General features: G+C 71.4%; 20 protein-coding genes and 3 pseudogenes. 10 read left to right on the forward strand and 13 right to left on the reverse strand.

Annotated features, from left to right (window positions below; all coding sequences use genetic code 11):
• The first annotated feature begins 79 nt into the window (after nt 1–79).
• Nucleotides 80–973 carry a Cof-type HAD-IIB family hydrolase gene (locus ACSLIC_RS12490; protein ID WP_436737735.1) on the forward strand — a complete coding sequence of 298 codons (894 nt, stop codon included), beginning with the start codon at nt 80–82 and terminating at the stop codon, nt 971–973.
• Between the two features lie 27 nt (nt 974–1000).
• Here ACSLIC_RS12490 and ACSLIC_RS12495 read toward each other — a convergent pair whose 3' ends face one another.
• From ACSLIC_RS12495 to hisC, 6 genes are all read right to left on the reverse strand, one after another.
• A complete protein-coding gene (locus ACSLIC_RS12495) occupies nt 1001–2047 on the reverse strand; it encodes a peptidoglycan DD-metalloendopeptidase family protein (RefSeq protein WP_436737736.1) in 1047 nt (348 codons plus the stop codon).
• A gap of 126 nt (nt 2048–2173) precedes the next feature.
• Nucleotides 2174–3895: a sensor histidine kinase gene (locus tag ACSLIC_RS12500; protein ID WP_436737737.1), complete on the reverse strand. Its 1722-nt coding sequence runs from the start codon at nt 3893–3895 to the stop codon at nt 2174–2176.
• Nucleotides 3896–3975: 80 nt separating this feature from the next.
• A complete protein-coding gene (gene cydD / locus ACSLIC_RS12505) occupies nt 3976–7620 on the reverse strand; it encodes a thiol reductant ABC exporter subunit CydD (RefSeq protein ID WP_436737738.1) in 3645 nt (1214 codons plus the stop codon).
• Between the two features lie 89 nt (nt 7621–7709).
• Entirely contained in the window at nt 7710–8711 is a 1002-nt protein-coding gene (gene cydB / locus ACSLIC_RS12510) for a cytochrome d ubiquinol oxidase subunit II (RefSeq protein ID WP_436737739.1), read from the reverse strand.
• A 14-nt stretch (nt 8712–8725) separates the two neighbouring features.
• On the reverse strand, nt 8726–10234 hold the full coding sequence (locus ACSLIC_RS12515) for a cytochrome ubiquinol oxidase subunit I (RefSeq protein WP_436737740.1): 1509 nt from the start codon (nt 10232–10234) through the stop codon (nt 8726–8728).
• 188 nt (nt 10235–10422) lie between these two features.
• A complete protein-coding gene (gene hisC, locus ACSLIC_RS12520; RefSeq protein WP_436737741.1) occupies nt 10423–11505 on the reverse strand; it encodes a histidinol-phosphate transaminase in 1083 nt (360 codons plus the stop codon).
• Nucleotides 11506–11890: 385 nt separating this feature from the next.
• Here hisC and ACSLIC_RS12525 point away from each other — a divergent pair, with 385 nt between their 5' ends.
• Both ACSLIC_RS12525 and ACSLIC_RS12530 read left to right on the forward strand, forming a co-directional pair.
• Complete coding sequence (locus tag ACSLIC_RS12525) at nt 11891–13012, forward strand: LacI family DNA-binding transcriptional regulator (protein WP_436737742.1); 1122 nt, start codon at nt 11891–11893, stop codon at nt 13010–13012.
• Nucleotides 13013–13194: 182 nt separating this feature from the next.
• Nucleotides 13195–14262 (forward strand): metallophosphoesterase, encoded by a 1068-nt coding sequence (locus ACSLIC_RS12530; protein WP_436737743.1) that lies wholly within the window; start codon nt 13195–13197, stop codon nt 14260–14262.
• A 229-nt stretch (nt 14263–14491) separates the two neighbouring features.
• On the opposite strand, the gene ACSLIC_RS12535 is transcribed toward ACSLIC_RS12530, so the two are convergent.
• The 3 genes and pseudogenes from ACSLIC_RS12535 to ACSLIC_RS12545 all read right to left on the reverse strand — a co-directional run.
• Nucleotides 14492–14698, reverse strand: coding sequence for a hypothetical protein (locus ACSLIC_RS12535; RefSeq protein ID WP_436740491.1), 207 nt, complete (start codon nt 14696–14698; stop codon nt 14492–14494).
• 45 nt (nt 14699–14743) lie between these two features.
• Nucleotides 14744–14899 (reverse strand): annotated as a pseudogene (locus ACSLIC_RS12540) (hypothetical protein); the annotation flags it as partial.
• Nucleotides 14890–15222 (reverse strand): annotated as a pseudogene (locus ACSLIC_RS12545) (phosphomethylpyrimidine synthase ThiC); the annotation flags it as partial. The pseudogenes ACSLIC_RS12545 and ACSLIC_RS12540, both read right to left, overlap by 10 nt.
• Nucleotides 15223–15503: 281 nt before the next feature.
• On the opposite strand from ACSLIC_RS12545, the gene ACSLIC_RS12550 reads away from it, so the two are divergent.
• Nucleotides 15504–16892: a YibE/F family protein gene (locus ACSLIC_RS12550; RefSeq protein WP_436737744.1), complete on the forward strand. Its 1389-nt coding sequence runs from the start codon at nt 15504–15506 to the stop codon at nt 16890–16892.
• A 48-nt stretch (nt 16893–16940) separates the two neighbouring features.
• On the opposite strand, the gene ACSLIC_RS12555 is transcribed toward ACSLIC_RS12550, so the two are convergent.
• The 4 genes from ACSLIC_RS12555 to ACSLIC_RS12570 form a co-directional block, all read right to left on the reverse strand.
• Entirely contained in the window at nt 16941–17378 is a 438-nt protein-coding gene (locus ACSLIC_RS12555; protein WP_436737745.1) for an SsgA family sporulation/cell division regulator, read from the reverse strand.
• 97 nt (nt 17379–17475) lie between these two features.
• Nucleotides 17476–18294, reverse strand: coding sequence for an IclR family transcriptional regulator (locus ACSLIC_RS12560; protein ID WP_436737746.1), 819 nt, complete (start codon nt 18292–18294; stop codon nt 17476–17478).
• A 170-nt stretch (nt 18295–18464) separates the two neighbouring features.
• Nucleotides 18465–18680: a DUF5326 family protein gene (locus ACSLIC_RS12565; protein ID WP_436737747.1), complete on the reverse strand. Its 216-nt coding sequence runs from the start codon at nt 18678–18680 to the stop codon at nt 18465–18467.
• 204 nt (nt 18681–18884) lie between these two features.
• Nucleotides 18885–19202 carry a cupin domain-containing protein gene (locus ACSLIC_RS12570; protein ID WP_436737748.1) on the reverse strand — a complete coding sequence of 106 codons (318 nt, stop codon included), beginning with the start codon at nt 19200–19202 and terminating at the stop codon, nt 18885–18887.
• 104 nt (nt 19203–19306) lie between these two features.
• Here ACSLIC_RS12570 and ACSLIC_RS12575 point away from each other — a divergent pair, with 104 nt between their 5' ends.
• The 6 genes and pseudogenes from ACSLIC_RS12575 to ACSLIC_RS12600 form a co-directional block, all read left to right on the forward strand.
• The gene (locus ACSLIC_RS12575) at nt 19307–19687 is read left to right on the forward strand and encodes a phage holin family protein (protein ID WP_436737749.1); all 381 of its coding nucleotides are present in this window, start codon (nt 19307–19309) and stop codon (nt 19685–19687) included.
• A gap of 188 nt (nt 19688–19875) precedes the next feature.
• A complete protein-coding gene (locus ACSLIC_RS12580) occupies nt 19876–21000 on the forward strand; it encodes a cystathionine gamma-lyase (RefSeq protein WP_436737750.1) in 1125 nt (374 codons plus the stop codon).
• Between the two features lie 236 nt (nt 21001–21236).
• Nucleotides 21237–22142, forward strand: a complete 906-nt coding sequence (locus ACSLIC_RS12585; RefSeq protein ID WP_436737751.1) for a LysR family transcriptional regulator — start codon at nt 21237–21239, stop codon at nt 22140–22142.
• 47 nt (nt 22143–22189) lie between these two features.
• Nucleotides 22190–22672 (forward strand): NUDIX domain-containing protein, encoded by a 483-nt coding sequence (locus tag ACSLIC_RS12590; RefSeq protein ID WP_436737752.1) that lies wholly within the window; start codon nt 22190–22192, stop codon nt 22670–22672.
• A gap of 196 nt (nt 22673–22868) precedes the next feature.
• Nucleotides 22869–23747, forward strand: a complete 879-nt coding sequence (locus ACSLIC_RS12595) for a GNAT family N-acetyltransferase (RefSeq protein WP_436737753.1) — start codon at nt 22869–22871, stop codon at nt 23745–23747.
• Nucleotides 23748–23954: 207 nt separating this feature from the next.
• A pseudogene (locus ACSLIC_RS12600) lies at nt 23955–24398 on the forward strand (MarR family transcriptional regulator); the annotation flags it as partial.
• Nucleotides 24399–24429: the final 31 nt, after the last annotated feature.

Genomic DNA, 24429 nt, shown 5'->3' on the forward strand with positions numbered 1-24429 from the left:
GGCCCGGTTTCAGCCATCCGGGTGCCCGACCGATCGAAAGCACTCATCTGTGCGGAGGTCCGCACACGCGTGCTGGCATATGCGTCACAATCGAAGAGTGACCTCAGCGACGCCGTTGCCACGGACCCCGGCCGCCCCGTCCGTCCCGATCCGTCTGATCGCCACGGACCTCGACGGCACGCTGCTCCGCGACGACAAGACCATCTCCCCACGGACCTGCGCCGCCCTCGGCGCCGCGGAGCGGGCGGGGATCGGCGTGCTGTTCGTGACCGGGCGGCCGGCTCGGTGGATGGGGGTGGTCCGTGACCACGCCCACGCCGACGCCCTCGCCATCTGCGGGAACGGTGCCGCCGTCGTCGACCTCGGTGGCGACGACGAGAGCGCACGGCCGCGCTTCGTCCGGGTCCGCCCGCTCCTGGAGGAGACGGCGCTCGCGGTCGTGGCGTCCCTCCGCGCCCACGCACCCGGCACCAGCTTCGCCGTGGAACGCACCAGCGGCCTCTTCCACGAGCCGAGCTACCCGCCGCTGCACCTGGACCCGGCGCAGGGCGTCGCTCCCGCCGAGAAACTCCTGGCGGAGCCAGCCGGCGGCACGCCCCAACCGGTGCTCAAGCTCCTCGCCCACCACGACGAGCTGGCCCCTGACGCGTTCCTGGCCCAGGCGCGGGCGGTCCTCGGCGACCTGGTGTCGGTGACCAGGTCCAGCCCCACCGCGCTGCTGGAGATCAGCGCCCACGGCGTCTCCAAGGCCAGCACCCTGGCGCTGAGCTGCGCCGAACGCGGCATCCACCCCGAGGAGGTGGCCGCCTTCGGCGACATGCCGAACGACATCGAGATGCTGAGCTGGGCCGGTTCCTCGTACGCCATGGGCAACGCGCACCCCGACGTCCAGGCCGCCGCCACCGGCGCCACGCTCGGCAACAACGACGACGGCGTGGCCCTCGTCATCGAGCGCATCCTCGCGGGGAGCTGACCCGGGCGCCCGCTCGCCCGGCACCCGTCAGAGGACGACGCCCCGCTCCGCGAACCACGGACCGGGGTCGACCGCCGACCCGTAGTAGGGGGTCAGGCGGATCTCGAAGTGCAGGTGCGGTCCGGTCGAGTTCCCGGTGCTGCCGGACTGCCCGATCCAGTCCCCGGCCTGGACCCGTTCCCCCTGGTCGACGGCGGGCGCCGAGAGGTGCGCGTACTGCGAGTAGTAACCGCCGTCGTGCCGCACCACGACCTCGATGCCGTACGCGCCACCGCAGCCCACCCGGACGACTCGCCCGGCGCCGATCGCGCGGATCGGGGTCCCCGTGGCGACGGCGAAGTCCTGTCCGCTGTGCCGGTTGGCCCACCGGGCGCCCTCTCCGCCGTAACCGGCCGAGAGGGTGTAGGAGCGGACCGGCGTCATCCACGGCCGTGCCGTACGGGCGGGGCTGCCGGCGTTGCCGAGGCGGACGGCTCCCCGGCACCTGCCGGCCGTCACCGAGGTCTCGGCCTGCCGCTCCAGCCGCTGCTGGGCCTCGCGCAGCTGGTGCTCGATGCCCGTCTTGAGCTTGCCCAGCTCGTCGGCGCGGCGGGCCAGCGCCCGGGAGACCTTGGCCGCGCTCCGTTCGCCTGCCGCCAGCCGCCGTTCGGCCCGCTGTGTGCGGCCGAGGGCGTTGGTGACCGCCAGGTCGGCCTGGCTGGCGGCGTGCTGACTGCGGATCAGGGCCTCGGGATCGTCCGCCAGGAGCAGCCGCGCCGTGTACGGCAGCCCGGCACCGGCGCGGTACTGGGCACTGGCGATCCGCCCCAGGTCGGCCCGGTAGGTGGCGAGCAGGCGGCGCTCCTCGGCGAGGCGCTTCTCCAGCCGTCTCGCCTCCCGGCGCTGTGCGCGGGAGGCCCGGAGCCCGGCCTCGTACCGCTGGGTGGCGGCGGACGCCTCCTCGTAGAGACGCGCCACCTCGGCACCGGGATCGGGTGGCGTGGCGCCGTTCGCATCGTGCGGGGCGAGGTACCCGAGGGCGAGCAGCGCACACAGGACCGGGAGGAACAGGTGGCGGCGGTCTCGGGAGCTCATGCCCGGATCGCTTCCCGCGTCAGCGCCCGCCCTCCCACCGGACTCGTACGGGCGAGGGACGGCGTGCCCCGTACGGAGCAGGCGCGTACCGCTGAACAGGGTGGGGCGGCGGGCCGGGCTCGGCCGTCAGAGGGCGGCCTCCCAGATGACCGAGGTGCCGCCGCCCTCCTCGCCGATGCCGGGGCCGTACCAGCTGGAGCCGCCGAGGGATTCGGCGCGCCGCTTGAGGTTGCGCAGGCCGCTGCGGCGTCCGCCGTCGGTGATGCCGATCCCGTCGTCGGCCACGGTGAGGCGGACTCCCGGTGTTCCGTCGGACAGGGTGCGCCCGGCATCGACGACCACCTCGATGCGGCCGGCACCGGAGTGGCGGAAGGCGTTGGAGAGCGCTTCGCGGAGGGCGGCGACCAGGTTCTTGCCGGTGGTCTCCCCCACGAGGGTGTCGACGGGCCCGAGAAAGTGGTGCGCCGGGATGAAGCCCAACGGCACGGCGGCCAGGTTGACCTCCCGCAGGACGCGGGTACGCAGCCCGGTCGGGGCGTCTGCGGGCCCCTGCCGCAAGGCGAAGATCGCGGTGCGGATCTCCTGGATGGTGACGTCGAGTTCGTCCACCGCCTTGCCGAGTCGCTCCTGGACGGCGGGGGCGTCGGAGCGGCGCTGGGCCGTCTCCAGCATCATGCCGGTGGCGAAGAGCCGCTGGATCACCAGGTCGTGCAGATCGCGGGCGATCCGGTCGCGGTCCTCCAGGACGGCGAGGCGTTCGCGGTCGCGCTGAGCCTCGGCCATCCGCAGGGCGAGTGCGGCCTGGGTGGCGAACTGGCCGGCCAGGGTCCGTTCCGTCTCGGTGAAGTGCCGGGCTCCGATGGAGCGCGGGGTGACCAGGGCGCCCAGCACCCGGCCATCGCTTACCAGGGGCAGCATCATGCTGGGCCCGAACCCGGCGCCGACCTCGGTGCGTACGCGGGCGTCGCTGGTGGCGTCGTCCACGAGGACCGGGCGGCCCGCGAGCAGTTCGCGGACGAGTTCGCTGTCGGCGGGGATGACCAGGCCCAGGGCGCCGTGGGGTTCCTCCGCGCGCGAGGAGGCGGCGACGATCTCCATCCCGCCCTCCTCGGTGGGCAGCAGGACGAAACCGGCCCGCGCGTCGGCGAGGTGGCGCGCCTGCTCCGCCACGACGGTGAGCGCCTCGTCGGCGTCGCTGCCGGAGAGGAGGGCGGTGGTGACGGCGACGGAGCCGTCGATCCACCGCTCACGCTGCTTCGCCGCCTCGTGCAGCCGGGCGTTGCCGATGGCGATGCCGGCCTCGGTGGCCAGCACCCGCAGGATCTGGAGATCCTCCTCGGTGAACTCGGCGCCGCCCTCCTTCTCCGCCAGGTAGAGGTTGCCGAAGATCTCCTCGCCGACCCGGATGGGGACGCCGAGGAAGGACCGCATCGGCGGGTGATGGGGCGGGAATCCGCAGGAGCGCGGGTCAGTGGTGAGGTCGGTGAGGCGGACCGGGCGCGGGTCGTGGATCAGCGCCCCGAGCAGCCCCCGGTGCCCGTCGGGGAGGTGGCCGATGGCGCGGGCCGTGGCGCCGTCGACACCGTGGTGGACGAAGTCCGACAGGCCCTTCCCGTCCTCGGCGACGACCCCGATCGCCGCGTACCGCGCGGCGCCCAGCTCCGCGGCGGTCTCGCAGAGCCGGTCGAGCGTGTGGTGCAGCTCGGTGCCGGAACCGACGGAGCGCATCGCTGCCAGCAGTTGGGGGATACGGACCGCCAGCTCGGCGGAGACCTCGTGCAGCCCCTGGATGTCGGTGATGGTGTCGTCCGCAGGCGAGCCGGAGCGGTTCTCGGCGGTGGGCGACATGGGGAGAGCCTCATTGGTCCGGTTGGCGGCGGACGGGCGGCGCCCGGTCGTGTGGGGTCCCGCCCACCGGACCACGTGGCTCACGCCGCCACCTCGTTCCGGCCGAGCAGCAGCGCGTCCGTGGACCGCTCCCGCTCCCGCAGATTCCGGAAGGGCCCGTCTCCCGTGCTCAGTTCCTCGTATGTGCCGCGCTGCACGATCGCGCCCTGCTCCAGCACCAGGATCTCGTCGACGGCTTCCAGCCCGGTGAGCCGGTGGGTGATGAGGACGGTGGTACGTCCCCGGGTCGCCGCCAGCAGGTCCGCGGTGAGGCGGTCGGCGGTCTCCAGATCGAGGTGTTCGGCGGGCTCGTCGAGCACCAGGAGCGGGAAGTCGGCCAGGAGCGCCCTGGCCAGGGCCAGTCGCTGCCGCTGCCCACCGGAGAGCCGTGCGCCGTGCTCCCCGACCGGGGTGTCCAGCCCCTCGGGCAGCGTCTCGGCCCACTCCAGCAGCCGGGCCCGCGCCAGCGCTTCGCGGAGCCGGTCCTCGGTCGCGGAGCGGTCGGCGAGGAGGAGGTTCTCCCTCAGGGTGCTGTCGAAGACGTGGGCGTCCTGCGCGCAGAGCCCCACCAGACGGCGTACGTCGTCCCCGTCCAGCTCCGTGGCCCGGGCGCCGGCGAGTGTGTAGCTCCCCCTGTGAGGGTCGAGGAACCTGAGCAGCAGCTGAGCCAGCGTGGTCTTGCCAGAACCGGACGGGCCCACCACGGCGATCCGGCGCCCCTCGGCGACGGTCAGGTCGATTCCCGTGAGGGCGTCGTGTGCCTGACCGGGGTAGCGGGCGTCCACCCCGCGCAGCTCCACGGGGAAGGGGCTCTGCGGTGCCGTTGCGGCCGTCTCGGGTTCGGCGACCGGGGCGGGTGCGTCCAGCACCTCGTGGACCCGCTCGGCGCTGCGGCGCACCCGCTGTCGGAACTGGACCGCGAGCGGGAGCCCGGTCACCGCCTCGAAGACGGCGAGCGGCGTCAGTACCACGACGGCCAGCGCCACCCCGTCCAGGGCGCCCGCGCTCACTCCCCGGATGCCGACGTACGCCGCCGCCACCGTGGTCAGTCCGGTGATCGCCATGGTCAGCCCGGAGCCCAGAGCGTTGGCCGCCGCGCCCCGCGCCCTGATCCGGGTCAGCTCGCGGTCGGCGGCGCCGGTCCGCGCGGTGCGGTGGGCGAGCGCGCCCGCCACCGTCAGCTCGCCGGTGCCGGTCAGGACCTCGGCGACCCTGGTGGCCAGGGCGCCCCGGGCCGGCGCCAGACGCCGTTCGGCGCGCCGGGCGAAGGCGCCGCTGATCAGGGGCACACCTACGCCCGCCGCCAACAGGCCGACCGCCAGAACGGCCCCGGCCTGCGGAAGGAGCCAGGTCATGAAGAGGACGGAGGCAGTGGAGACGAGGGCGGCCCAGCCGGCCGGAAGGAGCCACCGCAGCCAGTAGTCCTGGAGCGCGTCCACGTCGGCGACCAGGCGTGAGAGCAGGTCACCCCGGCGTGTGCTCCGCAGCCCGGCCGGGGCGAGGCGCTCCAGTCGCCGGAACACCGCGACCCTGGTGTCGGCCAGCATCCGCAGGACCACGTCGTGGGAGACGAGCCGCTCCGCGTAGCGGAAGACGGCCCGCCCGATACCGAAGGCGCGCGTCGCCGTCACGGCCATCATCAGGTAGAGCACCGGGGGCTGTTGCGAGGCACGGGAGATCAGGTAGCCGGAGGTGGCCATGAGGCCCACCGCACTACCGAGCGCCAGGCTGCCCAGAACGAGCGAGAGGAACAGGCGCCCGCGGCGCGTGTGGCCGGCCGCGCGCACCCGGGCCAGGGCGGAGATCCGTACGGAACGCTGCGGAGGCGGCGCTGTCCCGGCCGCCGGTGTTTCACGTGAAACACCGGCCTCGGACTGCTCCTGCCGTGACGTGGTTTCACGTGAAACATCGGAGAAGAACCACTCCCATTCCTCCGGCCGTGTTTCACGTGAAACGTCGGCTCCCCGCGGGCCGTCGGCCACCGTCAGGGAATCGACTGCCACGGCCGGTGTCCGGGTGGAGGCTCCACGTTCCCCCTCCCCGGCCGGTGCCTGCATCACCTCGTCGAGCCGCACCACGCGGTCGGCCACGGCGAGCAACGCGGGCCGGTGCACCACCAGCAGCACCGTCCGGCCCACGGCGAGCCGTCGCACCGCCTCGACGATGCCCTCCTCACTCGCCCCGTCGAGCGAGGCGGTGGGCTCGTCCAGCAGCAGGACCGGCCGGTCCGCGAGGAAGGCCCGGGCCAGCGCGACACGTTGACGCTGACCGGCCGAGAGGCCCGCGCCGTCCTCACCCAGCTCCGTCTCCGTACCCAGGGGGAGGCCGGCGACGAAGCCCTCCGCCCCCGCTTGTTCGAGGGCTCGCGCGACCTCTGCGTCGGAGGCGTCGGGACGGGCGAGCCGTACGTTCTCCGCGACGGTGCCGGCGAAGAGCTGCGGTCGCTGGGGGACCCAGGCGATGCGCTGGTGCCACTGCTCCCGGTCGACCTCCGCCAGATCGGTCCCGCCGACCGCGATCCGCCCCTCAGCCGGGGCGACGAAGCCCAGGGCCGCCCGGAGCAGGGTGGTCTTGCCGCAGCCACTCGGCCCGACGAGGGCCACCGTCTCCCCCGGCGCCACTGTGAAGCCGGCTTCCCGGACGGCGGGAGCTTCGCGCCCCGGGTAGCGGACGGTCACTCCCTCGAAGGAGAGGGCGCCCGCCGGCGGGGCCAGTGTCCCGGTGTTCGGCACGGGCGTCTCCAGGACGGCGAAGACCTCCTCGGCCGCGGCCAGCCCTTCGGCGGCCGCGTGGTACTGCGCGCCGACCTGGCGCAGCGGCAGGTACGCCTCGGGGGCCAGGATGAGGATGACCAGGCCCGTGTACAGGTCCATGTCCCCGTGGACGAGCCGCATACCGATGGCGACAGCCACCAGGGCGACCGAGAGGGTGGCCAGCAGTTCCAGTGCGAAGGAGGAGAGGAAGGCGATGCGCAAGGTGCGCAGCGTCGCCCTGCGGTAGTCGTGGGTGATGCGGCGGATCGACTCGGCCTGCGCCTTGGCCCGCCCGAAGATCTTGAGGGTCGGCAGCCCGGCGACCACATCGAGGAAGTGGCCGGAGAGCCGCGACAGCAGCCCCCACTGCCGGTCCATCCGCGACTGGGTCGCCCAGCCGATGAGCGCCATGAAGAGCGGGATGAGGGGGAGGGTGACGACGATGATGGCCGCCGAGACCCAGTCCTCGGTCACGATCCGGGCCAGCACCGCCACCGGCACGACGACGGCCAGTCCCAGCTGCGGCAGGTACCGGGAGAAGTAGTCGTCCAGGGCGTCCACCCCACGGGTGGCAAGGGCGATGAGAGAGCCGGTCCGCTGGCCCCCGAGCCAGCCGGGGCCCAGCCGCCCGGCCCGTTCCACCAGCCGCATCCGCAGTTCGGAGGTGACGGCGGCACTGGCCCGGTGGGCGGCGAGTTCGGTCAGCCAGGAGACCAGAGCCCGCCCGAGGGCGACCGCGACCAGGAGGAGGAGCGGAGTGGTCAGGTCTCCCGTGTCGTAGCGCTGCTCGAAGGAGGAGACGATCAGCTCCGCGAGGAGCATGGCCTGGGCGATGACCAGCCCTGCGCCGATCGCGCCGAGCATCACCACGGCGACCAGGAAGAACCGGGTGGCGCGGGCGTACCTGAGGAGTCGGGGGTCGATCGGTTTCACGTGAAACACCCTCCGGGGGCTGCCGGACAGCGGGCACCGCCGTCCGGCGCGGGGGCCGGGGCCGGACGCTCCGGCCCCCGCGTGTGCGGTCAGTGGGCCTCGACGATGTGGTGCGTGCCGATGCGCTTACGGAAGACCCAGTACGTCCACCCCTGGTACAGGAGGACCACCGGCGTGGCGATCCCCGCACACCAGGTCATGATCTTCAACGTGTACGGAGTGGAGGCGGAGTTGGCCGCCGTGAGGCTCCACGCCGGGTCCAGGGTGGAGGGCATCACCTCAGGGAAGAGCGAGACGAAGAGCATCGCCACGCTGGCGACGATGGTCAGCCCCGAGAGGGCGAAGGCCCACCCTTCCCTGCTCTTGGCGACGGCGCCGAGAGCGGCCAGCAGCGCGAGGACGGCGACCGCCAGCAGGACGGCACCGGCGGGCTTGCCGTGGTCGGCCTGGGTCCAGAGGAGGAAGCCCAGGGCCACCACCGCGGTGACCACACCGAGTCGCAGCGCCAGCACCCGTGCCCGCCCCCGGATCTCCCCGACCGTCTTGAGCCCGGCGAACACCGTGCCGTGGAAGGTGAAGAGGGTGAGGGTGACCAGCCCTCCGAGCAGCGCGTACGGGTTGAGCAGGTCAAGGAAGTTGCCTACGTACTCCTTGTCGGCGTCGATCGCCACCCCGTGCACGATGTTGCCGAAGGCCACGCCCCAGAGGAAGGCCGGGAGCAGGGAGCACCAGAAGATGGCGTGCTCCCAGTTGGTCTGCCACCGGTCGCCACTCCGCTTGGCCCGGTACTCGAAGGCGACACCGCGGATGATGAGGCAGACCAGGATGAGCAGCAGCGGCAGGTAGAAGCCGGAGAAGAGGGTGGCGTACCACTCGGGGAAGGCGGCGAAGGTGGCACCGCCGGCGCTGAGCAGCCACACCTCGTTGCCGTCCCAGACGGGTCCGATGGTGTTGATGAGGACCCGCTTCTCCTTCCGGTCACGGGCGAGCAGCTTGGTGAGGACCCCGACCCCGAAGTCGAAGCCCTCCAGGAAGAAGTAGCCGGTCCACAGGACGGCGATAAGGACGAACCAGACGTCGTGGAGTTCCATACCTCAGCACTCCCTCAGTACGAGAAGGCCATGGGCCGGTCGGCGTCGTTGGAGTCGCCGCCGATCTTCTTGGGCGGGTTGAGATCGGCCTCCGTCAGTTCGGGCGGGCCGGCCTTGACGTACTTCACGAGCAGCTTGACCTCGATGGCCGCGAGCGCGGCGTAGACCAGGGTGAAGACGATCATCGAGGTGAGGACCTCGCCCTGGGAGACGCCGGGGGAGACCGAGTCGGCGGTGCGCAGGACGCCGAAGACCGACCAGGGCTGCCGGCCCATCTCGGTGAAGATCCATCCCCAGGAGTTGGCCACCAGCGGGAAGGCCAGCGTGTAGAGGGCAAGGCGCCAGTAGAGGCGGCTGAGCCGTGGGCCCAGCACCTTGTTGCGGAGCAGCACGAGGTTCGGCACCTCGTCCTCACCGGTGCGCAGGCGGTGCGGGAGGAGGAACTTCTTCCGGGTGAGCCAGAGGCCGAGCAGTCCGATCCCGAAGGAGCTCATGCCGAACCCGATCATCCAGCGGAAGCCCCAGTAGGCGACCGGGATGTTGGGCCGGTAGTCCCCGGGCCCGTACTTCTCCTGGTACTCGGCGTTCAGCTCGTTGATGCCGGGGACCCGGTCGGTGAAGTTGTTGTGAGCGAGGAAGGAGAGGAGACCGGGCACCTCGACGGCTACCACGTTGTGGCCCCTGTCCACGTCACCGATGGCGAAGATGGAGAAGGGAGCGGGCTTCTCGCCCTCCCAGAGCGCCTCGGCCGCGGACATCTTCATCGGCTGCTGCTGGTACATGATCTTGCCGAGAGTGTCGCCGCTGACTGCGGTGAGCAGGCCGCCGACGGCAAGGGTGACCAGGCCCAGGCGGAGCGAGAGCCGCATCGGGCCGATGTGCTTCTTCCGCATCAGGTGGTAGGCCGCGATGCCCGCCATGAACGCGCCGCCGGTGAGGACGGCTGCCGCCATGGTGTGGAAGAACTGCGCGAGGGCCGTGTTCTGGGTCAGCACCAGCCAGAAGTCAGTCAGCTCGGCGCGGCCGGTGGCCTCGTTGATGCGGTAGCCGACCGGGTGCTGCATCCAGGAGTTGGCGGCCAGGATGAAGTAGGCGGAGAGGATGGTGCCGATCGACACCATCCACATGCAGGCCAGGTGGATCTTGGGCGGCAGCTTGTCCCAGCCGAAGATCCACAGCCCGATGAAGGTCGACTCGAAGAAGAAGGCGATCAGGGCTTCGAACGCCAGCGGTGCGCCGAAGACGTCTCCGACGAAGCGCGAGTAGTCGGACCAGTTCATGCCGAACTGGAACTCCTGGACGATGCCGGTGACGACCCCCAGGGCGATGTTGATCAGGAAAAGCTTGCCCCAGAACTTGGTCGCCTTGAGGTACTTCTCCTTACCTGTCCGCACCCATGCGGTCTGGAGCCCGGCGGTGAGTCCGGCGAGCGAGATCGTCAGGGGGACGAAAAGGAAGTGGTAGACGGTTGTGATGCCGAACTGCCAACGTGACAGGGTTTCCGGCGCCAGTGCAAGATCCACGTCTCCTCCTTGGATCACCGCGATCCGCGCCCACTCAAGCCCCTCTTGGCCCGCCACAAAGCGGCTAAAACAGGGATACGCTTGTGAACGCGTTCACATTCACAAGCATTATGTCCTATCCGCCGAAACGGGAAGGAGGCGGGGCCCCGTTTCGGGAACCCCGCCTCCGCACCGTCGGCCCGCCGCCGTCACCCGCGCCGGCGGAACGCCTCCGTCGCCTTCAGGAAGAGGTCGTTCGCCTCGGTCTCGCCGATGGTGACCCGCACACCCTCGCCCGCGAACGGCCGGACCACGACGCCGGCCCGCTCGCACGCCCGGGCGAACTCGACCGTCTGCTCCCCCAGCCGCAGCCAGACGAAGTTGGCCTGGGTCTCCGGCACCGTCCACCCCTGCTCCTGGAGCGCGGAGACCACTCGCGTCCGCTCGCCGACCAGGGCGCCGACCCGAGCGAGCAGCTCGTCCTCCGCGCGCAGCGAGGCCACGGCCGCATCCTGCGCGAGCTGGCTCACACCGAAGGGGACCGCCGTCTTCCGCAGCGCCGCCGCCACCGGCTCGTGGGCGATCGCGAAGCCGACCCGCAGACCGGCCAGGCCGTACGCCTTCGAGAACGTCCGCAGCACGGCGACGTTCGGGCGGTCCCGGTAGATCTCGACCCCGTCCGGCACCTCGGTGTCCCGGATGAACTCGCGGTACGCCTCGTCCAGCACGACCAGCACGTCGCTGGGTACCTGGTCGAGGAACCGCTCCAGCTCGGCCCGGCGGACGACGGTGCCCGTGGGGTTGTTGGGGTTGCAGACGAAGATGAGCCGCGTGCGGTCGGTGATCGCCGCCGCCATCGCGTCCAGGTCGTGCACCTCACCGGAGGTCAGCGGCACTTGGACCGACTTCGCCCCGCTGATCTGCGTGATGATCGGGTACGCCTCGAACGACCGCCAGGCGTAGATCACTTCATCGCCGGGTCCCGAGGTGGCCTGGAGCAGCTGCTGCGCCACACCGACCGACCCGGTGCCGGTCGCCACGTGCTCCCTCGGCACCTCGAACCGCTCGGCCAGCTCGGTCGTCAGTGTGGTGCACGCCATGTCCGGGTATCGGTTGAGCTGGGCGGCCGCGGCCAGCGTGCTCTCCAGTACACCAGGAAGGGGCGGGTAGGGGTTCTCGTTGGAGGACAGCTTGTAGGCCGCCGGGCCCTCGGAGGCGGAGGCGGGCTTCCCGGGCTTGTAGGCCGGAATGCCCGCCATCTCCGCACGCAACGTGGGGGTCGACTCGCTCACTGCGGTCCTCCTCGTGATCACCGGTTCGAATACTTCTCACCTTATGAGGATTGGGCTTCCCGGCGCAGGGCCTCGACAGGGGGAACACGGTGGGTGCTCCTCCAGACACCGACCGGCAGTGAGCGAGGGGCGCACGCTCCCCCTTCGCGCGCCGGTGGCCCACGCCGTGGCGCGCATCCCTCGTGAAGGTGAGTTGAACCTCCGCCGTCCCCTCGTCCGATAAGCGGGACCGTTCCTTCAGAGCATCCGGTTTAGCGGGCCAGAACCGTCAAGTACCTGGTAATTCATCAGCGTTGAGCGAGAATGACCATGCAGAAACGTCTCCGTCAACGCCTGCATATGCATCCGGGCCACCCGTCTCCCTGAGCCCTACTATCGGCTCGCCATGACAGCAGCAGGGAAGCACCAGGTGAGCCGAGCGGATACGACCCGCCGGGGGAGCCGGCCAATGCGAGCGGGCATCAGAGATGTGGCCGCCGCCGCCGGCGTCTCCATCACGACCGTGTCCGATGCCCTCAACGGCAAGGGAAGACTCCCGGATGTCACTCGCCGCCACGTCCGCGAGGTGGCGGAACGACTGGGCTACCGCCCCTCGGCGGCGGCCCGCACCCTCCGCACGGGCAAGTCGGGCCTCATCGGCCTGACCGTGACCACGTACGGGGATGAACCTTTCACCTTCACCGAGTTCGCCTACTTCGCGGAGATGGCCAGAGCCGCTACCTCTGCCGCGCTCGACCGCGGCTACGCCCTGGTGATCCTCCCCGCGACCTCCCGCCTCAGCCCCGTCGACGTCTGGTCCAACGTGGCGCTCGACGGCACCGTGGTGGTCGATCCGGCCGACGACGACCCGGTGGTCCGTGAACTCGCCCGCCAAGGGCTCCCGGTCGTCTCCGACGGGCGGCCCGCGGGTTCCCTCCCCGTCACCGCCTGGGTCGACAACGACCACGAGGCAGCCGTCCTCGACATCCTCGACCACCTCGCCGCGGCGGGCGCCCGCCGGATCGGTCTGCTCACCGGCACGACCACGGACATGTACACCCGTCTGTCCACCTCCGCCTACCTGAGGTGGTGCTCCCGGATCGGCCAGGACCCGGTACTGGAGGCGTACCCGGCGCACGACCCGTGCGCCGGCGCCGTCGCCGCCGACCGGCTCCTCGCCCGCCCGGACCGGCCCGACGCCGTCTACGGGCTCTTCGACCCCAACGGCACCGACCTGCTCGCCGCCGCCCGCCGCTACGGGCTGCGCGTCCCCGACGACCTCCTCCTGGTCTGCTGCAGCGAGTCCACCGTCTACGCCAGCACCGAGCCGCCCGTCACCACGCTCTCCCTCAAACCCCGGCGGATCGGCACCGCCGTCGTCCAACTGCTCATCGACGCCATCGAGGGCGTCAACCAGGACCGGCCGGTGGAACAGGTGATACCGACCGAGCTGATCATCCGGACCTCCTCGATGCGGCGGGCCCCTCGCACCACCGTCAACCCGCCCCGCTCCTCCGGTCAGGGGTGAGCGACACGGAGAGCGCCGGGTAAAAGTCCTCCCAATTCGGAAGGAATCCCCGGTGAACCGAGGTCCCGTCGTTATTCACCACCCCTGGTGCACCACACAGCGCGATCCGCATTCCTATGATGGGCGGACGACACCGCGGGCCGCTGCGACCAGGCAGTCCGAACCGGTGCAGAGGCGGCGCGATGGTGGTGGAGGGGTCGATGACTCAGGGGGCCAGTCAGGGACCCACGGTGCGCACGGCGACACTGCGTGACTTCCGGGTACCCGCGTACGTCCAGCAGGCGGGGCCCCCGGCCGCGTCCGCTCCCTTCGACAAGGAACCGCCGGACGGCTACACCCCGACCCAGCGGGACCTGCCGGTCATCAACCGGGGCGACACCGTGCAGGTGGCGGCGGCCCCGGAGGAGACCGCTCCGCGCCCCGCGTCCGACGGCCTCGGCCCGCTCTACGCGGTGGGCGACGTCCACGGCTATCTCGACGAACTGCTGGCCGCGCTCCAGGCGCAGGGGCTGGTCGACGCCGACGGCAGCTGGTCGGCGGGCAACGCCCGCGTCTGGTTCCTGGGTGACTTCACCGACCGGGGCCCTGACGGGATCGGCGTGATCGAGCTGGTCATGCGCCTCTCCGCGGAGGCGGCGGCGGCCGGCGGGTACTGCAAGGCCCTGATGGGCAACCACGAGTTGCTGCTGCTCGGCGCCAAGCGGTTCGGCGACACCCCGATCGACTCGGGAGCCGGCACCGCCACCTTCCAGGCCGCCTGGCTCCTCAACGGCGGCCAGAAGACCGACATGGAGCGGCTGGAGGACCACCACCTCCAGTGGATGTCCCGCCTGGACGCCATCGTCGAGGAGGACGACCACCTGCTCCTCCACTCGGACACCACGGCGTACCTGGACTACGGGGACTCGATCGAGGCGGTCAACGACACCGTCCACTCCATCCTCACCCGCAACGACGCCGACGAGTGCTGGGACCTCTTCCGCAAGTTCACCAAGCGGTTCGCCTTCCGCGACGAGGGTGCGGCGGCCGCCCGCGAACTCCTCGACGTCTACGGCGGTCACCGCGTCGTCCACGGCCACAGCCCCATCCCCTACCTACTCGGGGAGTCCGGCTCCGAGGGCGGCTCGCCCGACAGCGGTCCGCAGATCGACGGCCCGCACGTCTACGCGGACGGGCTCGCCGTCGCCCTCGACGGCGGCGTCACCATGGCCGGCAAGCTTCTGGTCAGCGGATTGCCCCTCGCCGACTGAGCCGGAAGGCCGAACCCTGCGCAGTACGGGGCCGGCGGCCCCCGGCGTGCACCCCACCGAAGCCGACCGCATGCCTCAACTCGGCTACGTCCGTCCCGGGTTCAGCAGCCCTGACTTCAGCAGTTCGGAGTGCGACGGCCCCGGCTTCGGGTGAGCCGCAGGCGGCCGGAAGGTCGCACCAGACCGCCCACTCGCCACGTTTCACGTGAAACAGAGCCCTGCGCCTGTTTCACGTGAAACAACGGCCGTTGGGATGTTTCCCGTGAAACATCACCGTCACGCCCCGCCGTTTGTCCGCCAGTGGCGGGTGGCCACGATTGCCGGACTCGGCGAACCCCTTGGGCTTCTGGAGCATCTCGGCCTCGATCCCCTCCCGGGATACTTCCGCGCCGACCTGGCCCCCGAACCGGCTCGCAAGGTCCTGGCTGATCTTCATCGAGCAGAACTTCGGCCCACACCTGGAACAGAAGTGGGCTGTCTCGGCCGGCTCGGCGGAAAGCGTCTCGTCGTGGAACTCCCGGGCGGTGTCCAGGTCTGGCTCCAGGCTGAACTGGTCCTCCCAGCGGAACTCGAACCGCGCGTCCGACAGCGCGTCGTCCCGCTCCCGCGCCCCCGTTATGTTTCCACGGCCCCGCAACGGGGCCGTGGAAACATGACGGGGCGGCCGGGGAAGGCCGCGTCGAGGTTGCGCAGCCCGCCACGCGGGCTGGTGTGCTTGATCCCGTCGTCCTCTGGGCGGACAGGGCGCCCGGCGTACTCCTCGGTGTCCCCGCCCGCCGTGATCCAGTGCTCCCTCAGGGACGTCAGGCCCCGGCGGACGTCGGGCGCAACGGCAGGATCGGCGTACGGACCGGAGGTGTCGTACAGCGTGACGGCGTTTCCGTTGGTGAGGTGCACCTGGCGGACCGGCACGCGCAGATCGGGGCGGGAGCCCTCGATGTACGCCTTGTGCGAGCCGATGGACTTCCCGGCCTCGTTCTTCGGTGCGGAGGCAGGCGTGCGTGCGTCCTGTGCGGTCGTGAGACCTACTCCCTACGCCGGCATTACCCGGTAACAGGTTCGGCGGACGACGCGGCGATGTCCCTGGTTCTGCCCGGTGTTGACGCCCGGACGTCCAGCGGAGGCCAGCGCCCTCTCAGCCTGGCGCTCCGAGCTCCCGCGTATACGAAGGCGGCTCCACGCTGGCGTCCTGTCGGCCGTGCTGAACAGTGGGCCTCGCCGGCTCTTGCGATGATCGAACCGTGACTTCGACGAAGCCCCCGCCTCCGCCCCCCTCGCAGCCGCCCTCGGGCGGTCCGCCGTCCGGTCCCGGGAGGCACGGTGGTGAACCGCCGACGGGGGGCCACGGGCACTCCCACAGCCACGGCCCGGCCACCCCCGTCTCCAGGCACCTGCGCAAGGTGATCGCGGCTGTCCTGATCCCGTTCGCCGCCGCTGTCGTGGTGGGGTTGCTCCTCCTGTGGCCGGGGGGCGCCCCGCCGCACGAGCGGACCGGTGTCGGCATGGACCGGCAGACGGAGCAGGGCTCGGTCACCAAGGTGGATCAGGTCGACTGCGCCGACGTGAACGTCTCCCAGCCACCCCCCAACGGCGACACCTCCACCCCCGAGGGCCGCTCGGCTCAGGAGCGGGCGACCGGGCAGTGTGGGAAGGCCACCATCGAGGTCACCTCCGGACCGCACGCGGGCCGGACCTTCACCGAGATCGTGCAGCCGGACGCCTCACGGAAGCTGCACCAGGGGCAGGGCGTGGTGGTCGCCTACGCGCCGGACGCGCCGGAGGAACTCCAGTACTCCGTCACCGACGTCGACCGGGAGTTCCCGCTCGCCCTGCTGGCCGGGATCTTCGCCGTGGCGGTGGTGCTGGTCGGCCGGATGCGGGGGCTGATGGCGCTGGTCGCCCTCGCCGCGAGCTTCGCCCTGCTCACGCTGTTCATCCTGCCGGCGATCCTCCAGGGCTCGAACCCGCTGGTGGTCGCGGTGGTCGGCGCCAGCGCCATCATGCTGATCGCCCTGTACCTCTGCCACGGGCTGACGGCGAGAACCTCGGTGGCGGTGCTCGGCACCCTGGTCTCCCTCCTGCTGATCGGCCTGCTCGGATCGGTGTTCATCGGCTGGGCGGCGCTGACGGGCAACACCGACGACAACACCGGGCTGATCCACGGTCTCTACCCGGAGATCGACATGAGCGGCCTGCTGCTGGCGGGCGTGATCATCGGCTCCCTCGGTGTCCTGGACGATGTGACGGTCACCCAGACCTCGGCGGTGTGGGAACTGCACCAGGCGGACCCGACGATGGGCTGGCGCAAGCTCTACCGGGCCGGCATCCGCATCGGCCGGGACCACATCGCCTCCGTGGTGAACACCCTGGTACTGGCGTACGCGGGTGCGGCCCTACCGCTGTTGCTGCTCTTCTCCATCGCGCAGAGCAGCGTGGGCATGGTCGCCAACAGCGAGCTGGTGGCGGAGGAGATCGTCCGGACCCTGGTGGGTTCGATCGGTCTGGTGGCCTCGGTCCCGGTGACGACGGCGCTGGCGGCACTGGTCGTGTCGGCGGACAAGGGCACGGGGGTGCCCGTGGGTGGCGCTCCAGGGGCGCGCGGCGGCAGGGGGCGCCGCCGCAAGCGCTGAGACCGCGACCGGCGCCGGCGCGGGTCGGGCCCGGGCCGGCGCCCCTGTTCAGCCGGCGCTCTGCTCCTCGGCGAGGATGCGGCTCAGAGCATCGTCGAGGTGACTGTCGAAGTCGGCGTGCGCCCGCTCGCTGCCGAGCGGGACGAGCCGGTCGGTGCGGTCGAGGAAGGCGAGCAGCGGCGCCTTTCCGGCGCGGAAGAGCGCCTGCTCGGAGCCGACCTGGAGCGTGATGTGCACCTCCTTGGTGGCCGCCTGCCCTACCGGGCAGACCCGGACGTCGCCGTCCCCGGCAGCGTCCAGAACCCCCTCGACCAGCAGCTCGCGCCCGAAGACCCAGGTGACCGGGGCGTCTCCGGGGAGGTGGAACGTCAGCCGCACCGCGTACGGATCGACGGTCTCGTACCGCAGCTCGACCGGAATGCGGAAGGCGAGCTCCTCGGAGACGAGGAAGCTCATCATGACCTCTGCCTGTACTGACTCGCGCATGGACTACCCCGCCAGTTGCCGCCATGTGGCCGAAATCCGTCCCGGCCCTTCATGGCATCTTGCAGAACGCCATCATTGGATCACAAGCAGTGAGTTTTCAGATGCTGATAGAGAACCGGAGCCGTCGCAGAATGCTGCCGACGTCCCGGTGCAGCCGCTGCGTGGTGGCCCTCAGCCGTTCCGACTGGGCGGCGGGCACGGAGACGGCGAGGACGGCGGCGGCGGACCCGACAGTGATCGGCACCGCCGCGCAGGCCACGCCGAGCGCGTACTGCTGATACTCGACAACGGGCTGCATACGCTCGGCCGCTGCCAGTCGGCGCAGGAGCCGCTGACTGTCCGGGACCGAGTACGGAGTGAGCGGCTGGACCGGGTGGCGGGAGAGGTGGTCCCGGCGGCTTTCCTCGTCGAGCTGCGAGAGGAGGCACTGGCCGATGGCGTGGGCGTGGGCGGTCTCACGGAAGTCGGCCCATTCTGCGACCGCGGGATTCCCGGGCGTGTCCGCCGTCGCCACCAGGTCGACCTCACCGTCCCGGTACAGGGCGAAGTAGACGGGTGCGCCGAGGCGTTCGTGCCAGTGGCGTAAGACGTCGTCGATGAGATGGCGGCGGCTCTGCTGGGCGTGCGCCTCGCCCAGGCGGCCCACGGCGGGCCCCAGCACGTAGACCCCGTCGACCCGGCGCAGGTAACGCTCGTGGGTGAGGGTGCGCAGCAGATGGTAGGCGGTGGGCAGCGCGACGCCCGCCTCGCGGGCCAACTGCTTGGCGGGGGCCCCACCTTCGTGGACGGCTGCGGCTTCGAGCAGTCGCAGGGCCCGCTGGACGGAGCCGATGAGTGTGGGCGCGGCAGGGCCGTCGTCCTGGCGTGTACCCGTGGACCAGCGATCCGGTCGGTCCGCGGGCGTGGCGTGGGCCATGGCCTGGTCACCCCCGGAGAGCGTGTGCCCCCGGGCGCGCCGCCCGGAGCGGTGCGAAGACGGGGCCTTCGCGCCGGATTCCGGACTGTAGTGCGTGGCCTCGCGGCGGGTTCGCTGCTTGGGGAGCCATTCCCCCGGGTGGACGAACCGCCGCCCCTCTGTACTGCCCGCTACCAGCTGCCCCGGTCCGACGACGGGAAGAACTTCCTGACCACGTAGATGAGTCCGCCGACGAGGGCGACGAAGATCAGGATCTTGAAGAGCAGACCGACGACGATGCCGACGACGGTGGCGATGAGGCTCCCGAAGACGAAGAGGGCGAGGACCGGGATGGCGATCCACTTCACCCACCACGGAAGTCCGGTGAATACCTCGCGTGCGCCCATGACCTGTCCCCTCTCTGCCTGTCGCGCCCGGGTGGCGCGGCCGACGGTGCGGCCCGGGCCCGGGTGGGCCCTCACGCTGCCGTGTCGTCTTCGATGCTAGGCGGGGGCCGGGCTCGACGGGCCGCTCGGACCCCCCGTCTCTCCCTGACCCTCCCCCTAGGGAACCGCCGGGGCGTCGCCAGGGTTCCCGCGCCCGCCGGCCGGTCAGCCCTCCGGCGGGGAGAAGACCACCATCACCCGCAGGTCCTCGCTGATGTGGTGGAACCTGTGCGGCGTCCCCGCCGGTACGTAGACGACGCTGCCGCGCCCCACCTCGGTGGTCTCCTCGCCGACGGTGATGGCCGCGCGGCCGCTGACCACGAGGTACACCTCGTCCTGGCGGTGCGGCTGCTGCGGGTCGAGCTCGCCGGCGTTGAGGGCGTACAGGCCCACGGACATGTTCCGCTCACGCAGGAACTGGAGGTAGGCGCCGTCGTTGGCGGCGCGCTCCGCCTCCAGTTCGTCGAGCCGGAAAGCCTTCATCAGCCGCTGGCCTCTCTGTTCGTTCTCGTTGTATGCCGTCGGCCCGGCCGACCGTGCGGAGTGACGCCCGGTCGGCGCCGCTCTCGTCTGTCACGATCAGACACATGACCAATTTCCTCGTCAAGACGCTGGCGAACGCGGCTGCCCTTCTGGTGGCCGTGTGGCTGCTCAAGGACATCACCCTCACCGGCGACAGCACCGATAACAAGGCACTCACCCTCATTGTCGTCGCCCTGATCTTCGGCCTGGTCAACTTCCTGGTGAAGCCGGTGGTGAAGGTGCTCACCTTCCCGCTGTTCGTGCTCACCCTCGGCCTGATCACGCTGGTGATCAACGCGCTGATGCTGATGCTGACCTCTTGGCTGGCGGGCCAGTTCGACCTGAGTTTCCATGTCGACGGCTTCTGGACCGCCGTTCTGGGTGGTCTGATCATTTCGGTGGTCTCCTGGGCCCTCAACGTCGCCCTGCCCGACGGCAAGGACTGACCGCTCACGTCCGGCACGCTCACCTCGGGGCGGACCGCGTCGGCGGTCCGCCCCCGCCAGACCGCGTCCGTCCAGGTCGCGGACGTGTTGTGCGCCGGCCGAGAGGGGTGTCTGATGCTGTGGGCGGGCGGCCCCTCTCGCGGCGTCCGCCCGACTGAGGCCCGAGCCATACGAGAAAGGCGGCCACGATGACGGGCGACGGAACGAGGGCGGTACGAGCAGGGCTGCCCGATGCGGTGAAGAACGAGCCGACGCTCCCCGGGCCGGTCTTCACCGCCCACTTCCACCTGCCCGGTGACGTGAGCGGTCCGTACACCTACGGCCGGGACTCCAATCCCACCTGGACCCATCTGGAACGCGCCATCGCCGAGCTGGACGCTCCCGGTGAGGACGCGCACACGCTGGTCTTCGCCTCCGGCATGGCGGCCATCTCGGCCGTGCTCTTCTCCCAGGTCGGCGCGGGCGACGTCGTGGTGCTGCCCGACGACGGCTACCAGGCGCTGCCGCTGGTCCGCGAGCAGCTGACCGCCTACGGCGTGGAGGTACGCACCGCGCCGACCGGCGGCGACGCGCAGCTCGACGTCCTGGACGGCGCCAAGCTGCTGTGGCTCGAGACGCCGTCCAACCCCGGCCTCGACGTGTGCGACATCCGCCGCCTCGTGGAGGCCGCCCACGCCCGGTCGACACTGGTCGCGGTGGACAACACCCTGGCGACCCCGCTCGGCCAGCGGCCGCTGAAGCTGGGAGCGGACTTCGCGGTGGCCTCGGACACCAAGGGTATGACCGGCCACGGCGACATCCTCCTCGGCCACGTGACCTGCCGCGACGCCGAGCTGGCCGCGCGAGTCAAGCGCTGGCGGAAGATCGCGGGCGCGATCCCGGGGCCGATGGAGGCATGGCTCGCCCACCGTTCCCTCGCCACGCTCCAGCTCCGCGTCGAGCGCCAGACCGCCAACGCCCTGGCGCTGGCCCAGGCCCTCCGCACCCGCGCCGACGTCACCGGCCTGCGCTACCCGGGGCTGCCTGACGACCCCTCGCACACGGTGGCCGCCCGGCAGATGCGGCGTTTCGGTTCGGTCGTCTCGTTCGACCTCGGTTCGAAGGAACGGGCAGAGCGGTTCCTGACCGGACTGCGCCTGGTCGAGGACGCCACCAGCTTCGGCGGGGTGCGCTCGACCGCCGAGCGCCGGGGCCGCTGGGGCGGGGACGCCGTCGGGGAGGGGTTCGTCCGCTTCTCCGTCGGGGCCGAGGACGCCGAGGACCTCATCGCCGATGTGGCGCGCGCCCTCGACCTCTCCCTCGGCACCGTCTGAGCTGAGCCGTCGTCGCCTCCGCCCGCGCGGCGCCGGCCTGCGCGGCGTCGTCGCGCGTGCGGACGGCCCGAGCCTCCCCCCTCGCGGCTCGGGCCGTCCCGGGCTCCGTACCGAAGAGCCCCTCCACCAAGGCTAGTTGACCCTGCGTCAGTGTCCCATCACTGTGACGGCAGCGACCTATCGACATATTTATAGTTGAACCGCGAGTGACGGCCTGCGACGAAGGGGTTGAGGGCGTGGATCTGGCGCTGCTGCGTACGTTCGTCACGGTCCACCGGGCCGGTTCCTTCACCCGCGCCGCCGCCCTGCTCGGCCTCTCCCAGCCTGCGGTCACCTCGCAGATACGCACCCTGGAGCGTCAGCTCGGCCGCCCGCTCTTCCTCCGCAAGGCCCGCGGCGTGACGCCCACCCCGGTCGGCGATGAGCTGGCCCACCGGGCGGCACCCCATCTCGACGCCTTGGTGGAGATCGCGGAGACCGGCCTCGACGTGGAGGCCCCCCTGCGCACCCTGCACCTGGCGGGTCCACCCGAGTTCATGGCGGAACGCGTCCTGCCGGCCCTCATCGGCATGACGGGGTCGGACGGGTCGGCGATCCGGCTCCGCACCGCCTTCGGTTCCACCGACGACGTCCTGGAGGGACTCGCCGCCGGGCACCACGACCTGGCCGTCACCACCCGCCGGCCGCGCGGCACTCTGCTCAGTGCCGGAACACTCTGCGACGAGGAGCACCTCCTCGTCGCGGCGCCGCGCTGGGCAGGACGGTTCGCCCCCGGAGCGGTCCGGCGCGGCGGGGCCGAGGTGCTCGCCGGAGTGCCGGTCGTCGACGTCCACGAATCCCTGCCCTTCACCAGGCGCTACTGGGCGGCGGTCTTCGACGCGCCCTCTCCCGAGCACGCCGTCCTGGTCGCTCCCGACCTGCGGGCGGTCCTGTCCTGCGTCGTCTCGGGCGCCGGCCTCGCCGTCCTGCCGCGGTATCTCTGCGAGGGTGCTCTGCTCCGGGGCATGCTGGTCACGCTGCTGGAGCCGCCGGTTCCCCCGCTGCGGACGTACTTCGTCGCCGTGCGGGCCGGCACGCAGGCCCTGCCGCACATCGCGGCGGCCCACGCATGGCTGCTGCGGGCCGCTGTCGCCTGGGGGTGAGCCCTCGCCGATGTTTCACGTGGAACATGCGGGGCCAGATTCCCCCCATGACCGTTCGCTCCGTGGTCAAGCGCACCGCCCGCGCCGTGCTCCTCGACGGCGACCAGCTCGTCCTGATCAAGCGCACCAAGCCCGGCGTGGATCCGTACTGGGTGACTCCAGGAGGCGGGGTCGAACCGGAGGACAGCAGCGTCGTCGCCGCACTCCACCGCGAGGTCCTGGAGGAGCTGGGCGCCAAGATCACTGATGTCGTCCCCTGCTTCGTCGACACGGTCGAGCACATCGGCGAGACCGCCGAGACCACCGGCGTGAAGGTGCAGCACTTCTTCGTCTGCCGCCTCGGCACCATGGACCCGGCCCTGCGCCACGGCCCGGAGGTGGAGGAACCCTGCGGGGGGTACGAGATCGTGCGCATTCCGTTCACCCGGCTCGGCATCGCCTCGGTCCACATGGTCCCCCTGTCACTGCGGCACTATCTGGACGGCAACATCGAGGGCGTCCGGGCGCTGCTCGCCAGAGATCTCAGCTGAGCCGCGGCAGGCTTGCGATGTTTCACGTGAAACACGGCACACCCCGGCCTGCCTTCGGGGTGACCGCCTGGGAGCGAGGAGGCCGTGAGCTGCATGAATATCCGCCTCAGCCGTCCCCGCCGCCCCTTCCGCGTGCGCGATCCCCGGCTGAAAAGACGGTGGACGAGAGCCTCCCCCGTCGGCCAACCTGAGCCGCGTGTCGACACCTGCGCTCCCCGCTCTACCGATCCGTCCACTCACCCTCCGAGATCTCCCGGCCTGCATGAGCCTCGCGTACGACCGGGGGTGGTCCCCGCAGGAGCACACGTGGCGGCTCCTACTCGCGGCGGGACACGGGGTCGGCGTGGACGCCCCGGACGGGCGCGGCCTGCTGGGCGCCTGCACCCTCACCGACTTCGGCCCCCACGAGGCCCCCGTCTTCACCGCGATCGGCATGGTGCTGATCGCCGACCGGTATGCGGGGCGACGCTTCGGCCGCCGCCTGCTGGAGCACGTGATCCATCACAGCGGCTCCGTCCCGCTCACCCTCTACGCCTCCGCCGGCGTGCTCCCTCTCTACCGGAGGCTCGGCTTCGCCTCCGTCGGCCGGGCGGCCGCGGCCACCGGACATCTGACTGCTGCGGGGGCCGTCCCGGACCTGCCCGGCCTCACTCTCTCCCCCGCTCGGGCCAGGGACCTTCCCCGCATCCTGCACCTCGACGCCGAGGTGTTCGGGACCGACCGCACGCCCCTGATCACCCGGCTTCCGGCCTTCGCCGACCGCTTCCTGGTGGCGGAGGAGGACGGGGAGCTGACGGGTTTCGCCGCACGCTGGCCGAACACCGCGACAGATGTCGTCGGCCCGCTCGTCGCCCGAGACACCCACACCGCACAGGCGCTGATGACCGCCTTGGCCCAGGGGAGCCCCCGCCCGCTCCGAGTGGACGTCGATGTCCGCCACACCGCGCTGCTGGAGTGGCTGGACCGGCACGGGATGCCGGTGCTCGCCACCAGCGAGCTGATGACCCGCTCCCTGCCCGGCCTGCCCGGCGACTGGACCAGGCGGTTCGCTCCCCTCACGGTGGCCGCAGCCTGACGGAGGGCCGTCGGAGCGCCATGGAACACCTTGTTCACCGGAGGAACTGCTTTCGCCTCAGGAAGCGGCCAGTGCGGGCCACCTTCTTGCCAACGCCCGTTGAGCGCATAAGCCTGATTCCGCATGTGTGTCTCAAACGGGCGGCAGCCCGGGTCCTTCGGAGTCCGCCGAAGGACCCGGGGCACCGGCGAGGAGGAGCGAGGAGCCATGACCACCACAGACTCCGCACGAGCCCGGAACTGGTGGGCGCTGCCCCTGCTGCACGGCCGCATCGAGACGTACGTGGAGCGGGCCCGGCAGGCCGGGCGCGGGCTCAGCACGCGCGAGTGCTCCTTGCTCGACGTTCCCAGCCGACAGCATGACCGCGAGGGCGGCCACCTGTAGATGAAGCAGGTCGCCGATGCCGTCCTCCTCAGCCAGAGCGCCACCACGCGCCTGGTGACCCGCCTGGAGGACCGCGCCCCCCCTCTCCCGGCACCTCTGCCCCACCGACCGGCGCGGCGGCTGCACCGAGGTCACCCTGGCCGGGAAGGCACCCGTCGACGAGGCCCGCCCCACCACTGGCGCTGCCCTGCGGGGGCCCTTGACACCGCCGCCCAGACTCCTGAACTCGCTTCCCTGGTCCGGGCGGTGGAGACGCTGCGCACCCCCGTCTGCCCCTTCCGCACCCGCGTGCTCGCTG

It is taken from the genome of Streptomyces sp. BBFR102 (assembly GCF_051397025.1).
Taxonomy (GTDB): Bacteria; Actinomycetota; Actinomycetes; order Streptomycetales; family Streptomycetaceae; genus Streptomyces.

Bases quoted from the DNA above. Each gene is read 5' to 3' on its own strand.
- ACSLIC_RS12490 (WP_436737735.1), top strand. From the start codon at position 80: ATGCGTCACAATCGAAGAGTGACCTCAGCGACGCCGTTGCCACGGACC.
- ACSLIC_RS12495 (WP_436737736.1), bottom strand. From the start codon at position 2,047: ATGAGCTCCCGAGACCGCCGCCACCTGTTCCTCCCGGTCCTGTGTGCG.
- ACSLIC_RS12500 (WP_436737737.1), bottom strand. From the start codon at position 3,895: ATGTCGCCCACCGCCGAGAACCGCTCCGGCTCGCCTGCGGACGACACC.
- cydB (WP_436737739.1), bottom strand. From the start codon at position 8,711: ATGGAACTCCACGACGTCTGGTTCGTCCTTATCGCCGTCCTGTGGACC.
- ACSLIC_RS12525 (WP_436737742.1), top strand. From the start codon at position 11,891: ATGACAGCAGCAGGGAAGCACCAGGTGAGCCGAGCGGATACGACCCGC.
- ACSLIC_RS12530 (WP_436737743.1), top strand. From the start codon at position 13,195: ATGGTGGTGGAGGGGTCGATGACTCAGGGGGCCAGTCAGGGACCCACG.
- ACSLIC_RS12535 (WP_436740491.1), bottom strand. From the start codon at position 14,698: ATGAAGATCAGCCAGGACCTTGCGAGCCGGTTCGGGGGCCAGGTCGGC.
- ACSLIC_RS12555 (WP_436737745.1), bottom strand. From the start codon at position 17,378: ATGCGCGAGTCAGTACAGGCAGAGGTCATGATGAGCTTCCTCGTCTCC.
- ACSLIC_RS12560 (WP_436737746.1), bottom strand. From the start codon at position 18,294: ATGGCCCACGCCACGCCCGCGGACCGACCGGATCGCTGGTCCACGGGT.
- ACSLIC_RS12565 (WP_436737747.1), bottom strand. From the start codon at position 18,680: ATGGGCGCACGCGAGGTATTCACCGGACTTCCGTGGTGGGTGAAGTGG.
- ACSLIC_RS12570 (WP_436737748.1), bottom strand. From the start codon at position 19,202: ATGAAGGCTTTCCGGCTCGACGAACTGGAGGCGGAGCGCGCCGCCAAC.
- ACSLIC_RS12575 (WP_436737749.1), top strand. From the start codon at position 19,307: ATGACCAATTTCCTCGTCAAGACGCTGGCGAACGCGGCTGCCCTTCTG.
- ACSLIC_RS12580 (WP_436737750.1), top strand. From the start codon at position 19,876: ATGACGGGCGACGGAACGAGGGCGGTACGAGCAGGGCTGCCCGATGCG.
- ACSLIC_RS12590 (WP_436737752.1), top strand. From the start codon at position 22,190: ATGACCGTTCGCTCCGTGGTCAAGCGCACCGCCCGCGCCGTGCTCCTC.